The 14,557-nt window shown below is 41.5% G+C and carries 10 protein-coding genes and 2 rRNA genes; 11 read left to right on the forward strand and 1 reads right to left on the reverse strand.

All coding sequences use genetic code 11. The features are described from left to right. The first annotated feature begins 218 nt into the window (after positions 1-218). From C3F34_RS09915 to hisC, 10 genes are all read left to right on the forward strand, one after another. Positions 219-3,110, forward strand: a 23S ribosomal RNA gene (locus tag C3F34_RS09915). Positions 3,111-3,323: 213 nt separating this feature from the next. Further along, positions 3,324-3,438 (forward strand): 5S ribosomal RNA (gene rrf / locus C3F34_RS09920). Positions 3,439-4,092: 654 nt separating this feature from the next. Further along, positions 4,093-5,544 (forward strand): RNA polymerase factor sigma-54, encoded by a 1,452-nt coding sequence (locus C3F34_RS09925; RefSeq protein ID WP_104441479.1) that lies wholly within the window; start codon positions 4,093-4,095, stop codon positions 5,542-5,544. Positions 5,545-5,713: 169 nt separating this feature from the next. Further along, on the forward strand, positions 5,714-6,046 hold the full coding sequence (gene hpf, locus C3F34_RS09930; protein ID WP_016167325.1) for a ribosome hibernation-promoting factor, HPF/YfiA family: 333 nt from the start codon (positions 5,714-5,716) through the stop codon (positions 6,044-6,046). 138 nt (positions 6,047-6,184) lie between these two features. Continuing rightward, on the forward strand, positions 6,185-6,436 hold the full coding sequence (ibaG, locus tag C3F34_RS09935) for a BolA family iron metabolism protein IbaG (RefSeq protein ID WP_016167324.1): 252 nt from the start codon (positions 6,185-6,187) through the stop codon (positions 6,434-6,436). Between the two features lie 6 nt (positions 6,437-6,442). Continuing rightward, entirely contained in the window at positions 6,443-7,702 is a 1,260-nt protein-coding gene (gene murA, locus C3F34_RS09940) for a UDP-N-acetylglucosamine 1-carboxyvinyltransferase (RefSeq protein ID WP_104441480.1), read from the forward strand. After that, complete coding sequence (gene hisG, locus C3F34_RS09945; RefSeq protein ID WP_016167322.1) at positions 7,699-8,400, forward strand: ATP phosphoribosyltransferase; 702 nt, start codon at positions 7,699-7,701, stop codon at positions 8,398-8,400. The genes murA and hisG overlap by 4 nt, the downstream gene beginning before the upstream one ends. Before the next feature lie 145 nt (positions 8,401-8,545). Beyond that, on the forward strand, positions 8,546-9,208 hold the full coding sequence (locus C3F34_RS09950; RefSeq protein WP_016167321.1) for a DUF4272 domain-containing protein: 663 nt from the start codon (positions 8,546-8,548) through the stop codon (positions 9,206-9,208). A gap of 118 nt (positions 9,209-9,326) precedes the next feature. Beyond that, positions 9,327-10,631 carry a histidinol dehydrogenase gene (gene hisD, locus C3F34_RS09955; RefSeq protein ID WP_171285001.1) on the forward strand — a complete coding sequence of 435 codons (1,305 nt, stop codon included), beginning with the start codon at positions 9,327-9,329 and terminating at the stop codon, positions 10,629-10,631. 240 nt (positions 10,632-10,871) lie between these two features. Next, the gene (gene hisC / locus C3F34_RS09960; RefSeq protein ID WP_044740844.1) at positions 10,872-11,960 is read left to right on the forward strand and encodes a histidinol-phosphate transaminase; all 1,089 of its coding nucleotides are present in this window, start codon (positions 10,872-10,874) and stop codon (positions 11,958-11,960) included. Here the strand turns inward: hisC and pabB are convergent. After that, positions 11,957-13,294 (reverse strand): aminodeoxychorismate synthase component I, encoded by a 1,338-nt coding sequence (gene pabB, locus C3F34_RS09965; protein ID WP_104441482.1) that lies wholly within the window; start codon positions 13,292-13,294, stop codon positions 11,957-11,959. The two genes, hisC and pabB, sit on opposite strands and share 4 nt — an antisense overlap. A 257-nt stretch (positions 13,295-13,551) precedes the next feature. Here pabB and C3F34_RS09970 point away from each other — a divergent pair, with 257 nt between their 5' ends. Beyond that, positions 13,552-14,535, forward strand: a complete 984-nt coding sequence (locus tag C3F34_RS09970; protein ID WP_016167317.1) for a DUF6160 family protein — start codon at positions 13,552-13,554, stop codon at positions 14,533-14,535. The last annotated feature ends 22 nt before the right edge of the window (positions 14,536-14,557 follow it).

The raw sequence follows: 14,557 nt of genomic DNA on the forward strand, positions 1-14,557 counted from the left end.
ATTGTTCACTCAATGACGAAGAGAGAAGAAGTAATTCTTTGATCTAAGTTGATTGAGAACTAGCAAAAACACTGAATCAAGCGTTTTGGTATATGAATTTAGATTGAAGCTGTACAGTGCTTAAGTGCACGGACAACAAACTGTAAGAGATGAATGAGCGATCATTGATCACTGTCTTATTACTACTTGTAGGTAATAACGACTGTTTGGGGTTGTATAGTCAAGTAATTAAGTGCATGTGGTGGATGCCTTGGCAGTCAGAGGCGATGAAAGACGTAATAGCCTGCGATAAGCTCCGGGGAGGCGGCAAATATCCTTTGATCCGGAGATTTCTGAATGGGGGAACCCACCTACTATAAGGTAGGTATTGCAACATGAATACATAGTGTTGCAAGGCGAACGAGGGGAAGTGAAACATCTCAGTACCCTTAGGAAAAGAAATCAATTGAGATTCCCTCAGTAGCGGCGAGCGAACGGGGAAAAGCCCATTAAGTCATGTAAGTTTTAGTGGAATGCTCTGGGAAGTGCAACCATAGTGGGTGATAGTCCTGTACACGAAAGGGCTTACATGATGATGTCGAGTAGGGCGAGGCACGTGAAACCTTGTCTGAATATGGGGGGACCATCCTCCAAGGCTAAATACTCCTGACTGACCGATAGTGAACCAGTACCGTGAGGGAAAGGCGAAAAGAACCCCTGTGAGGGGAGTGAAATAGATCCTGAAACCGCATGCATACAAGCAGTGGGAGCCGACTTGTTCGGTGACTGCGTACCTTTTGTATAATGGGTCAGCGACTTACATTCAGTAGCAAGGTTAACCGTATAGGGGAGCCGTAGAGAAATCGAGTCTTAATAGGGCGTTTAGTTGCTGGGTGTAGACCCGAAACCAGGCGATCTATCCATGAGCAGGTTGAAGGTTGGGTAACACTAACTGGAGGACCGAACCCACTGTCGTTGAAAAGCCAGGGGATGACTTGTGGATAGGGGTGAAAGGCTAATCAAGCCTGGTGATAGCTGGTTCTCCCCGAAAGCTATTTAGGTAGCGCCTCGGACGAATACCATAGGGGGTAGAGCACTGTTTCGGCTAGGGGGTCATCCCGACTTACCAAACCGATGCAAACTCCGAATACCTATGAGTACTATCCGGGAGACAGACTGCGGGTGCTAACGTCCGTAGTCAAGAGGAAAACAATCCAGACCGCCAGCTAAGGCCCCAAAATCATAGTTAAGTGGGAAACGATGTGGGAAGGCATAGACAGCTAGGAGGTTGGCTTAGAAGCAGCCACCCTTTAAAGAAAGCGTAATAGCTCACTAGTCGAGTCGGCCTGCGCGGAAGATGTAACGGGGCTAAAACTATGTGCCGAAGCTGCGGATTTGACATTAGTCAAGTGGTAGGGGAGCGTTCTGTAAGCCGATGAAGGTGTATTGAGAAGTATGCTGGAGGTATCAGAAGTGCGAATGCTGACGTGAGTAACGACAAAACGGGTGAAAAACCCGTTCGCTGAAAGACCAAGGGTTCCAGTCCAACGTTAATCGGGGCTGGGTGAGTCGACCCCTAAGGCGAGGCCGAGAGGCGTAGTCGATGGGAAATTGGTTAATATTCCAATACTTCTGTGTAATGCGATGAGAGGACGGAGAAGGTTAAGTCAGCCTGGCGTTGGTTGTCCAGGTGGAAGGTTGTAGGCATGTATCTTAGGCAAATCCGGGGTACTCTATGCTGAGAACTGATAGCAAGCTGTACTTGTACAGTGAAGTGGCTGATACCATGCTTCCAGGAAAAGTCTCTAAGCTTCAGTTACACAGGAATCGTACCCGAAACCGACACAGGTGGTCAGGTCGAGTAGACCAAAGCGCTTGAGAGAACTCTGCTGAAGGAACTAGGCAAAATGGTACCGTAACTTCGGGAGAAGGTACGCTGCTGACGGTGATGGGACTTGCTCCCTGAGCTATTGGCAGCCACAGAAACCAGGCCGCTGCAACTGTTTATTAAAAACATAGCACTCTGCAAACACGAAAGTGGACGTATAGGGTGTGATGCCTGCCCGGTGCTGGAAGGTTAATTGATGGGGTTAGCGTAAGCGAAGCTCTTGATCGAAGCCCCAGTAAACGGCGGCCGTAACTATAACGGTCCTAAGGTAGCGAAATTCCTTGTCGGGTAAGTTCCGACCTGCACGAATGGCATAATGATGGCGGCGCTGTCTCCAGCAGAGGCTCAGTGAAATCGAAATCGCTGTGAAGATGCAGTGTACCCGCGGCTAGACGGAAAGACCCCGTGAACCTTTACTGCAGCTTGACATTGAACTTTGACCTTACTTGTGTAGGATAGGTGGGAGGCTTTGAAGTTGGAACGCCAGTTCCAATGGAGCCGTCCTTGAAATACCACCCTGGTAATGTTGAGGTTCTAACTCTGTCCCGTTATCCGGGACGAGGACCATGTCTGGTGGGTAGTTTGACTGGGGCGGTCTCCTCCTAAAGAGTAACGGAGGAGTACGAAGGTGCGCTCAGCGTGGTCGGAAATCACGCGTAGAGTATAAAGGCAAAAGCGCGCTTAACTGCGAGACCCACAAGTCGAGCAGGTACGAAAGTAGGTCTTAGTGATCCGGTGGTTCTGTATGGAAGGGCCATCGCTCAACGGATAAAAGGTACTCTGGGGATAACAGGCTGATACCGCCCAAGAGTTCATATCGACGGCGGTGTTTGGCACCTCGATGTCGGCTCATCTCATCCTGGGGCTGAAGCAGGTCCCAAGGGTATGGCTGTTCGCCATTTAAAGAGGTACGCGAGCTGGGTTTAGAACGTCGTGAGACAGTTCGGTCCCTATCTACCGTGGGCGCTGGAAATTTGAGAGGATCTGCTCCTAGTACGAGAGGACCAGAGTGGACGAACCTCTGGTGTACCGGTTGTGACGCCAGTCGCATCGCCGGGTAGCTATGTTCGGAAGGGATAACCGCTGAAAGCATCTAAGCGGGAAGCCTACCTCAAGATAAGATTTCCCTAGGACTTTATGTCCTCTAAAGAGCCGTTGAAGACTACGACGTTGATAGGTTGGATGTGGAAGCATAGTGATATGTGAAGCTGACCAATACTAATTGCTCGTGAGGCTTGACTATACAACACCCAAGCAGTTGTATTTAAAGCTTATAATCGATTCATAAAAGATCAGTTAACCCTGATCTGAAACAAAAAACTTGATTTAGTGAAAGCTAGAACATAAAATTCGACTCAGTTAACTAATCCGTTAATAACTCATTTGGTACCAAGTAGGGTAGCAACAAGATCAAATGATCTGAGCATAAAACCTGAACAAGTCCATAAACAGTTGTGCTGGCGACAATAGCAAGAGTGAACCACCTGATCCCTTCCCGAACTCAGAAGTGAAACCTCTTAGCGCTGATGGTAGTGTGGGGTTACCCATGTGAGAGTAAGTCATCGCCAGCTCATTAATTCAAACACCCCCTTCTAATAAGAAGGGGGTGTTTTTTTATATAAATATTTATTAAATTAAATACTAAATTCTAAGTAAGGGAAGTGGGTTTCATGTGAAGCGAACCAAGTCGGAAAAGTTATTTGAAGAAATTTTAGAGCGAAAGCAAAAAGAAATGAACAAGGACATTCAACCGAAATATACTGCGAGTTAGGTTTATTTACACATTATAGTAATTACATTAGTGCCATAGTCTTTTTACAAGAAAATCAGAAAGACCTAATTTCCTTGCATAATCCAAATGCAATTTACCCACTTTTAAATAAGCCTTTAATTTCCATGTTTAAGTATCATGAGTTTGTTCAAATAACGGATCACGAACATATTTGGGTTAAATATCTAAAAAAATAGCTCAAACTTTACCTATCCTAGAAATTGAAAGTGATTTGTCTGTTTAAGATCAACAAGGGAGCAATCAGTTTTAACCTTGCAAATATTATGTCTTTGTCATTTCTAGATGCTCTAAGATCATGCTGGTTGTGAAAGGGTCGACCAATTTATTCAATTTTTAATAAAACTTTGTATGACTTTTACTAAAACTATGCTATAAAAATATTAATAGGCATAAAAATTGCTTGTATTTAATGATTAATAATGAGTAGGGTGATATGAAGTTATCGGTTGGGCTTAAAGTTGCGAACTCATTGTCTTTGACTCCTCAGTTGCAACAGGCCATTCGTTTGCTTCAATTGTCTAGTTTAGAGTTGGAACAAGAAATTCAAATTCAACTCGACAGTAACCCATTATTAGAAAAAGTAGAAGAGCAAAATAGTGTTGAAAGTTTATCAAGCTTAGAAAAAGAACATGATAATAGCGATTTAACCAATCAATTAAATGCAGATCATTTACCAGATGATTTACCCGTGGATACGGATTGGGATGATGTTTATACTCATCAATCAACCAGTTTGGGCAGTCCAGAATTTGAAGAACGAGAAGATAATCGCCAAGGTCATATAGGCTTAAAAGAGCATATGCTTGAGCAAATTAATTTACTTCATTTTTCTCAGATTGATCGTTTAATTGCCTACTGCATTATCGACTCATTAGATGATAAGGGGTTTTTGGATGTAGAGATTTCAGAGATTACAGCATCAGTCCAACACCTTTTAGCATCTATGGATTATGACGAAGTTATCGAAGATGATGAAGTTATAGTCGTTTTAAAGCATATCCAACGTCTTGATCCAATTGGGATTGGCGCTAGAAATCTGGCTGAATGTTTAATGGTTCAACTAGAGAGTTTACCTGTACAAACGGCTTATCGTCATGAAGCGATAATTTTACTTAAACATTATGAATTGTTGATTTCGAATGAACTGGCTAAGTTGCTTAAACAAACGGGGTTAAATACTGACCAAATCAAAGCTGCGGTAAATTTATTAAAAACATTAAAAGCACATCCAGGGCTTGAGTTTGAGGATAAAGATTCTGATTATCAAATTCCTGATGTGGTGGTCATGAAGCGCAATGATCATTGGCAAATTCAGCTAAATCCTGATGTGATGCCTAAATTAAGAGTTAACTCATTTTATGCCAATATGATTCGCCGAGCTGATCAAAGTGATGAAAATCAATATTTGCGTAATCAAATGTTGGAAGCCAAAAACTTCATTAAAAGTGTCGATGAACGCCATAAAACCTTGTTGAAAGTAGCTTCTTGTATTGTTGAGCATCAAAAAGCCTTTTTAGAAATCGGTGCTGAAGGGATGAAACCTTTGGTGTTGCGTGATATTGCAGCAGAAGTTGAGTTGCATGAGTCAACAGTCTCACGTGTGACAACCAATAAGTATATGTTGACTCCGCGTGGGTTATTTGAATTGAAGTATTTTTTCTCAAGTCACGTTGGGACAACATCGGGTGGGGAAGCTTCATCTACAGCCATTCGCGCAAAAATTAAGAAGATGATTGCTGAAGAGAACGCACGCAAACCATTGTCTGATAATACGATTGCGAATATGTTGAAGGAAGAGGGAATTGATGTTGCACGTCGTACAGTCGCAAAGTATCGTGAATCGTTACATATTCCGTCTTCTTCCGAGCGAAAAGTCTTGATCTAAAATTTAAAGTATGACTATTCTAGAGATTCATTATGACGGAATAATGAATCTCTTTTTTATTTTAAAGGACGGTTGAAATGGCTTGATCAGATTGTGCGGATTCTTTTCTGGCTGTGAAACATTTCGGCTGTATCTTTGCTAATCCTAAAAGAAGGTGAGGGATAGAATTATGCAAATAACAATTCGTGGTCATCATTTAACTATCACCCCTGCAATCGAAGAAAATATTCGTGAAAAATTTGCCCAAATGACGAAACATTTAGATCAAGTCAATAGTATGCAGGTGAAGCTGTCCAAAGATCATCAAATCGACAAACATTCTAAAAAAGGTAGTTCGAATCATATTGCGGAAGCTATCATCCGCTTACCTGGTATAGAGTTGTTTGCACAGGCCACGGCAGATGATATGTACACTTCAATTAAAAAATTGACGGAAAAATTAAAACGACAATTACATAAACATCGTGAATTACAAATGGATCATGCCCCAGTTTTAGCTTAATCTGGATTCCGATCTGAGGAGGTTTGAATAAACCTCCTTTTTTTATCTATAAAAATTGTGCGATGAATGCTTTATTTTACTTGATTTATAGTAAAATGGCGGGTTTTACACCATTGGTCCTGTATAGAGGTCTTTGTCATGAATAGTGAACAGCTCACTGAAATTTTGAAAACTGCTTTTCCTGAAGCTGAAGTAGCAGTTAGTGGGCAAGCGGGCAAGTTTGATCTTCGAATTGTTGATGATCAGTTTGAAGGAAAACGTCCTGTTGCGCGCCAACAGACTGTTTATGCTCCGTTGAACTCTTACATTGCAAGTGGTGAAGTCCATGCTGTGACCATTCGCGCAATGACAAAAGAAGAATGGCGCAAAGCTAGCCTTTTTGGAGCTTAAAAATTAATGGATAAATTTTTGATTCAAGGTGGTGTTAAGCTCGAAGGTGAAGTTCGAATTTCGGGTGCAAAAAATGCTGCCTTGCCATTGCTTGCAGCGATGATTTTGGCAGATTCGCCGATCAAATTGACCAATGTGCCGCATTTAAAAGATGTAAATACCTTAGTGAAGTTGATTGCAGGTTTAGGCATCACCATGACTTATGAAGGTGATACGGTTACTGCGGATACGTCTACTTTAGATAACCAGTTTGCACCTTATGAATTGGTTAAGACCATGCGTGCTTCAATCTTGGTGCTTGGCCCTTTAGTTGCACGTTATGGTAGTGCGAAAGTTTCTTTACCAGGTGGTTGTGCAATTGGTTCACGCCCAGTCGATCAGCACTTAAAAGCACTTGAAGCTTTAGGCGCTGAAATTGAAGTTGAAAATGGCTATGTGCTTGCCAAAGTCGATGGTCGCTTAAAAGGTGGCGAAGTTGTCTTTGATATGGTGACCGTAGGTGGTACTGAAAATATCTTAATGGCGGCAGTTTTGGCGGATGGTGTCACCACCATACGTAATGCTGCACGTGAACCTGAAATTACCGATCTTGCGAAAATGTTGATCAAGATGGGGGCGAAAATTGAAGGTTTAGATACGGATACATTAATTGTAACTGGTGTAGAAAGCTTACATGGTTGTGAATATGCCGTTGTAGCCGATCGTATTGAGACAGGTTCATATTTAGCTGCTGCTGCGATTACGGGTGGTCGTGTGAAGACCACGCATACTGATCCAAGTTTAATGGAGTCAGTGTTAGAAAAGTTTGAAGAAATGGGTGCGGAAGTCACCCGTGGTGAAGATTGGATTGAACTGGATATGATGGGCAAACGTCCTAAAGCAGTGAGTTTCCGTACATTGCCGCATCCAGAGTTTCCGACAGACATGCAAGCACAGCTCATGGCCGTAAACGTGATTGGTCGTGGTTTTGCGACTATTTCGGAAACGATTTTTGAAAACCGTTTTATGCATGTGCCTGAGTTGTCTCGTATGGGAGCAAATATTGAAGTTGAAGGAAATGATGCAATCGTAACAGGTGTTGAGAAACTTTCTGCTGCACCCGTGATGGCAACAGATTTACGTGCATCATTCTCTTTAGTCTTGGCTGCATTGGCTGCTGAAGGTGAAACATTGATTGACCGTATTTATCATATTGATCGCGGTTACGAAGATGTTGAAGCAAAATTACAAGGTTTAGGTGCTCAAATTAAGCGAGTAAGTGCATGAGTGACATGAGAAACGATGATCCTAATTTCAATGTAATGGGCAATTTTGATCATGGTTTAACATTGGCATTAAGTAAGGGGCGTATTCTCAAGGAAACTTTACCCTTACTTGAAACAGCGGGTATCAATTTACTCGAAGATCCAGACAAATCCCGTAAATTGATTTTTCCGACCACACATAAGCAAGTCCGTATTTTAATTTTACGTGCTTCAGATGTGCCGACCTATGTAGAAAATGGTGCGGCAGATATTGGTGTTGCGGGTAAAGATGTGCTTATGGAACATGGCGCACAAAATGTCTATGAACCATTGGATCTTAAAATTGCCAACTGCAAATTGATGACGGCGGGTAAGGTTGGCATGGAGCGTCCGAAAGGTCGTCTGAAAATTGCAACTAAGTATGTCAATTTAACGCGTCAATACTATGCTAGCTTAGGTGAGCAGGTCGATGTGATTAAGCTTTATGGATCTATGGAGCTAGCACCTTTAGTTGGTTTGGGTGATTACATTGTCGATGTGGTTGATACCGGGAATACCTTGCGTGCCAATGGCTTAGAGCCATTGGAAGAAATTTGCAAAGTGTCTTCACGTTTGATTGTGAATAAAGCCAGTTTTAAGCGCAAACAAGCCTTGTTAAATCCGATTCTTGCACAGTTAGAAATAGCAGTTGAAGAACGTCAAAAGGCAAAACAAGCGTAATTAAAATGATATTCTAAAACCGCCCTTTGGGGCGGTTTTTTAATTTTTCAACAAACAGAATAAAATCATGATGTTAATAAATGACTGACTTAACGATATATGAATGGTTTAATGTGCTAGCACTTTTTGAAAAATGAAGAGTCATATGAAAACTCCAGAACAAAGAAAGCAAGCATCCATTTTAAAATTACAATCACAATCTGTGCCTTATATTGACTGGCTACCTTATATTGAAGCTGCGGATGAGATTGAACCAAGGTCAGTAGAACAAATTGCAAAACGAGCAATTGCATGTCTATTGGTAATTCAGGCTGCTTGTGATCTTAACCATGATCAGTTTGATGATGAAACTCAAGCTTTCATCATAGATCTAATACAGAAATTTGATGTTTGGTCTGAATTGACGCCAAAAGAGCTGGCAATTATCCATCGTGAGGGCACGACACAAGATGTAATTAATATGATCTGGAAATATGAAGCCTATTGGACGTTACTTTGGGCACTTGGTGTGGTTGAGGAGCTAAATTACCCTGCAAACATTGCAGATTGTGATTTTGCGATTCAGGCAGTTTCTTCATGTGACTCTTTTGATGCATTTATGGCACAAGTAAAACTGAGAGATATTGAAGAATTATTAGATGAAGCGGATTTGATCTATCGTTATGACTGGGCATGTGTCGATGCTAGACTTAAACATCAGCAAGCACCAGCGGGTTTAAATGCATCGGTTGTATTAGAGCGGCACGGTGCTTTAAATTGGTTAATACAGCGCGATGGTGATTGGGATCATCCCGATGTGAACACTTAATCCAACCTTTTTATATTGATGAAAGTGATTTCCGATGGGACTAAGTTGAAATGCTGATGTTATCTTGCCCACAACTTCATGGAAACAAGGTAAACTAACGCTTTCCAATTCGAACCTTGTGGGTAAATTGATGCGACGTTTATCGACTCAAGATCAAAACTTCAAGCAAGCTTTTGCTGACTTGTTAGCTTTTGAAACTGTAAGTGATCCTGAACTTTTAAAAACCGTAGATCAAATCATCGCTGATGTTCGTCAGCACGGTGATGCTCATGTTCTAAAACTTACCCAACAATTCGATCGACATCCAGCGCATCAATTTTCAGATCTAGAATTAACCCAAGCAGAACTAAAAGCTGCATTTGAGGGTTTAAACTCGGAAGTGCGTGAAGCACTTGAGTTTGCCGCAGAACGCATTCGCGAATTTCACCAAGCGCAAAAACAAGAAGGCTGGACTTATGTTGATGCTTTGGGTAATACCTTAGGTCAAAAAGTAACCCCTTTAGATCGGGTGGGTATTTATGTGCCTGGGGGGTTGGCTTCATATCCATCTTCTGTATTGATGAATGCTGTACCAGCTCATGTGGCAGGTGTACCTGAAATTATTATGGTGGTTCCAGCACCAAATGGTGAGTTGAATCCATTGGTATTAGCCGCGGCTTATTTGGCTGGTGTGACACGTGTATTTACTATTGGGGGGGCGCAAGCAGTTGCTGCCTTGGCTTATGGTACAGAAACAGTTCCATGTGTAGATAAAATCACTGGACCAGGTAACCGTTTTGTCGCTGCTGCGAAACGTGCAGTGTTTGGCCAAGTTGGCATTGACATGATTGCAGGTCCTTCAGAAATTTTGGTGTATGCTGAGGGTGAAAATGATGCGAAATGGTTGGCAATGGATGTATTGTCCCAAGCCGAGCATGATACCGTCGCTCAAGCCATTTTCATTACGCCTGATGAGCAACTACTGAATGAGGTTGCTCAAGCCGTAGAAGAGCATTTAGCCGTATTGCCGAAAGCTGAAATTGCACGTACTTCAATTGCAAATCGTGGGGCTTTGGTCTTGGTTAAAGACCGTCAAGAAGCGATTGATCTTATTAACCAAGTAGCACCAGAGCATCTAGAACTGTGTCTAGATGAAGCACAAGAAATGGCAGAAGATATTCGCCATGCAGGTGCAATCTTTATGGGACGGTACACTCCAGAAGCGATTGGTGACTATTGTGCTGGGCCAAACCACGTTTTGCCAACTTCAGGTACAGCGCGTTTTTCATCGCCACTCGGTGTATATGATTTTCAAAAACGTTCAAGTTTGATTTTGTGCTCTAAAGCAGGGGTAAAACCGCTGGCAAAAACCGCTGATATCTTGGCTCAGCAAGAGAGTTTAGATGCTCATGCTCGCTCAGCACGCTACCGTTATCAAGATTAGGTTTGATATTCCCTTCTACATCTCATATGGAGAAGGGAGCATCTTGAGCAGACAGAACTCTAGAGCTTGAGTTTAATAAGATTTGTCCAACGTCTGATTTACAGTCTAAATAAGGTTTAGGTAGAGTTAGAACAGCAATGTTAGAGATGTATGCGGGATTCAATCCATCAAGCAACATTAAAAACTTTTGCCTCAGCTTAGATGAGTAGTCTTGGACACAAAAAGATAAGAGAAATGAAGATGTCAATCACTACTGAACAAATGCGTTTTTGGAGCCCTGAAGTACGTGAATTAGAACCGTATGTACCAGGCGAGCAACCCAAAATTCAAAATTTATTAAAATTAAATACCAATGAAAATCCATACCCACCATCCCCGAAAGTCGTAGAAGCTGTTCAAGCGGTACTAGTAGATTCTGCGGATGCCTTACGTTTATATCCAGATCCTGATGCTTCCGCTTTAAAGCAGGCGATTGCTAAACAACAAAATGTTGCATTGGAAAATGTTTTTGTCGGAAATGGTTCAGACGAAGTTTTGGCACATATCTTTAAGGCTTTTTTTGTCCAAGATAAACCCATCCTTTATCCTGATATTACCTACAGTTTTTACCCTGTTTATAGTCAATTTTTTGGTGTCAAAACCAAAGTTTTACCCTTGAATGATGCTTTTGAGATTGTGGTAGATGATTATAAGCAAGCCAATGGCGGCATTATTATCACTAATCCGAATGCACCAACCAGTATTGCCTTAGGTTTGCAAGCCATTGAAGAAGTCTTGCAAGCCAACCCTGATTCAGTGGTGGTAATTGATGAAGCTTATGTCGATTTTGGTGCTGAATCTGCTGTTAAATTAGTGGAAAAATATGAGAATTTGGTGGTTTGCCAAACCACATCTAAGTCTCGTTCACTGGCAGGTTTACGTGTTGGTTTTGCCATTGCACAACCGCATTTAATTGCTGCATTGGAAGCAGTGAAAAATAGTTTCAACTCTTATCCAATGGATCGCTTTGCGATTGCCGCAGCCGTGGCCTCTTTTGAAGATCAAGCATATTTTGAACAGCAATGTGAAAAAGTCATTCGTAGTCGTGAAAAATTGGTCAATGAACTACAAGAGATTGGTTTCGTGGTATTGCCATCTAAAGCCAATTTCATTTTTGCATCTTTACCGAATAAAGATGCAGGTGAGTTAGCTGCTGAATTACGTGAGCGAGGCATTATCGTGCGTTATTTCAATAAGCCACGCATTAATCAATTCTTGCGTATTACCATTGGTACCGATGAGCAAAATCAGCGTTTGGTTGAAACCTTAAAGCAAGATATTCTGGCTTAAGATTGCGGCTTCTGCCATGTGTTGAGTAAATCCAGCATGGCAGAAACTTTATCAAAACATTCTTGATATTCCGCATCGCAGTCAGAGGCAATCGTGATGCCACCGCCTGCCCACAAAGAAATATCCTGTTGATATTTCTGAATAGAACGAATCAAAATATTCCATGAACCTGTGCCATTAAAATTAAAATAACCCAACGATCCACAATAAGCCCCACGTGGCGCGCCTTCTAATTCCTCAATAATTTGCATGGCACGAATTTTAGGTGCCCCTGTAATGGAGCCACCAGGTAGCGCTGCCAATAACACATCTAAAGCTTTGACGTTTGGCTTCAGGGTTGCTGTAACCTCACTGACCATGTGATGCACTTGATTAAATGATTCAATCTCAAATAATTTAGGTGTTTTAACTGTACCCGTTTCTGCATAAACACTTAAATCATTACGTAACAAATCTACGATCATGACATTTTCAGCCTGATCTTTAGGAGAGTGTTGCAATTGGTGTTTAGATTGCGCATCGCGCTCTGCATCTGCATAACGTGGCATAGTGCCCTTAATCGGTTTAGTTACCAGTTTTTTTTCTGCTAAAAATTCGATAAAAAGCTCAGGAGAGCAGCTCAGTAATTCGAAGTCTTCAGTTTTTAAATAACCTGAATAAGGTGCATCCGTTAACTGCCAGAACTCTTGTGCCACAGAGAGTAAACGCCCTTCAGCTTGTCCTTTAAATTCTTGGGTCAGGTTAATTTGATAACAATCACCAGCCTTAATATATTCTTGAACTTGTGTAAAAGCTGCTTGATATTGTTGTTTATTCCAACGTGCATGACAGCTTTGAGTAAGCTGTAATTGGGGACTTGACGATGTCGATTCTAATTTATTTTGAATGAATTCGAAAAGTTGTTCAGCTTCAGGCTCATGACTATAAAAATGCCAAGCATCATCCTGAAATTTTAAATAAGTTTGAAATACCCCAAGCCATAAACTAGGTTGATTTTTTGAGTGAACCTTCACATGTTGTGTACTGGCAAAATCATAACTGATGAAACCCATAAGGCCACCCTGAAATCCATCAGAATTTACCTGAATATCTTCGGACTGATTGAAGCTTAAATTTGATTCAATCTGTTCATATTGGTCAATCTGTTTTCTTTGGTAAGTTTGACAGATGCCATTTTTTACACATTCAAATTGATTTGGGAGAAAAGCAATGACCGGGCTTTGATTGTTTTTTAAATAAATTAAATGCGGAAGATCATCTAGACGTAGCAGAATTTCTTGAACGTTAACAGGTTGATTAAAGATAATATTTTTGAAAATAGAGGGGGTGGTCATATGCTTAATAAAGCTGGCATTAAAACAATATTTTATATTTTACTCGAATGTGAAAGAAACAACATAGTAAATACCGTTTGTCGGCAAGATTCAGATTGCGACCAACAGCAGTTGAACAAAAAATAACAGACCTATAACGTTATGGGTGCCAACGGATCACTCAAGGAACTATGTACTGTTGTCGAAAAACAAATAAAACAACAGATACATCGAGTGGTTGACATTAAAGAAAAAGAATACTCTTGGGAGAGTGGAACATGAAAAAATTGACTAAACTTGTTTTAGTTTCTTCAATGGCTATTAGCGCGAATGCGATGGCTATGCAAGCAATGGATGATGCTTCATTAAGCGCGGCAACGGGTCAAGATGGTTTAAATATCGGTATTGGCATTTCTAAAGTCGAAATTGAAAAATTATTCATTCATGACAATGACGGTCTTGCAACAGCGGGATTGGGTGGTACTTCAACTGCTGGTGCCATTGTAATTAAGGGTAATGGTACAGGTGCTACGGCAACTAAAGGTATTGTGATTGGTGCTAACTATGATAATGCGGGTGCATACTTACTCGCTTCACGTAACCTAGCAGACTTAACCATTGATACTGATGCTGGTACTTCAGGAACAGGTGGTGCGTTCCTGAACATTGGTGCACAAGTTTCTGGCTTAGATATTAAAATTGGGGAAATTGGCGTAACAGGTTCAGGTGCGCTTCCAACAGCAGCTTCAACCAACATTCGTCGTGGTGGAGATGATGCTAACTACAATGCAATTTTATCTGGTTTATCTTTAAAAACAGGTCCTATGTCTGCCAATATTCAATTGGGTGCAGCACCACAAGGGGCGATGGTTAAGTTGAATGCGAGTATGATTGGTGGTTTAGAAATTACTAACCTCGGTATTTTGGATAATTCAACAAAACAAGGTACGGGTGATGGTACTGCTGGTAACCGTGCAGCAGGTCAAATCTTCGTTGACAGCATTAAAGTTGCGGATGCTAATGCGAAAGATTTAACCTTGAATCAATCAATCAGCGTGATTGGTACAGAAGGTGCAAACAAAGGTTATTTACGTATTATCAGCTCTAGCGGTGCAGTAGATAACTATGTGAAAGGTGTACATTTGGGTAGTCAAGCTGCCGCATCAATTGGTGATGTGGAAGTACAAGGTTTACAAACCTATTTCAGCCCATCTTTAGGTGTTTACACACCAGGTGCAGTGATTACGATTTCTGGTCACTAATCCTTTCGTAGAAAAAGCGCGT

Source organism: Acinetobacter sp. ACNIH2 (assembly GCF_002934965.1).
In the GTDB taxonomy this organism is placed as follows: domain Bacteria; phylum Pseudomonadota; class Gammaproteobacteria; order Pseudomonadales; family Moraxellaceae; genus Acinetobacter; species Acinetobacter tandoii.

Bases quoted from the DNA above. Each gene is read 5' to 3' on its own strand.
- C3F34_RS09925 (WP_104441479.1), top strand. From the start codon at position 4,093: ATGAAGTTATCGGTTGGGCTTAAAGTTGCGAACTCATTGTCTTTGACT.
- hpf (WP_016167325.1), top strand. From the start codon at position 5,714: ATGCAAATAACAATTCGTGGTCATCATTTAACTATCACCCCTGCAATC.
- ibaG (WP_016167324.1), top strand. From the start codon at position 6,185: ATGAATAGTGAACAGCTCACTGAAATTTTGAAAACTGCTTTTCCTGAA.
- murA (WP_104441480.1), top strand. From the start codon at position 6,443: ATGGATAAATTTTTGATTCAAGGTGGTGTTAAGCTCGAAGGTGAAGTT.
- hisG (WP_016167322.1), top strand. From the start codon at position 7,699: ATGAGTGACATGAGAAACGATGATCCTAATTTCAATGTAATGGGCAAT.
- C3F34_RS09950 (WP_016167321.1), top strand. From the start codon at position 8,546: ATGAAAACTCCAGAACAAAGAAAGCAAGCATCCATTTTAAAATTACAA.
- hisC (WP_044740844.1), top strand. From the start codon at position 10,872: ATGTCAATCACTACTGAACAAATGCGTTTTTGGAGCCCTGAAGTACGT.
- pabB (WP_104441482.1), bottom strand. From the start codon at position 13,294: ATGACCACCCCCTCTATTTTCAAAAATATTATCTTTAATCAACCTGTT.
- C3F34_RS09970 (WP_016167317.1), top strand. From the start codon at position 13,552: ATGAAAAAATTGACTAAACTTGTTTTAGTTTCTTCAATGGCTATTAGC.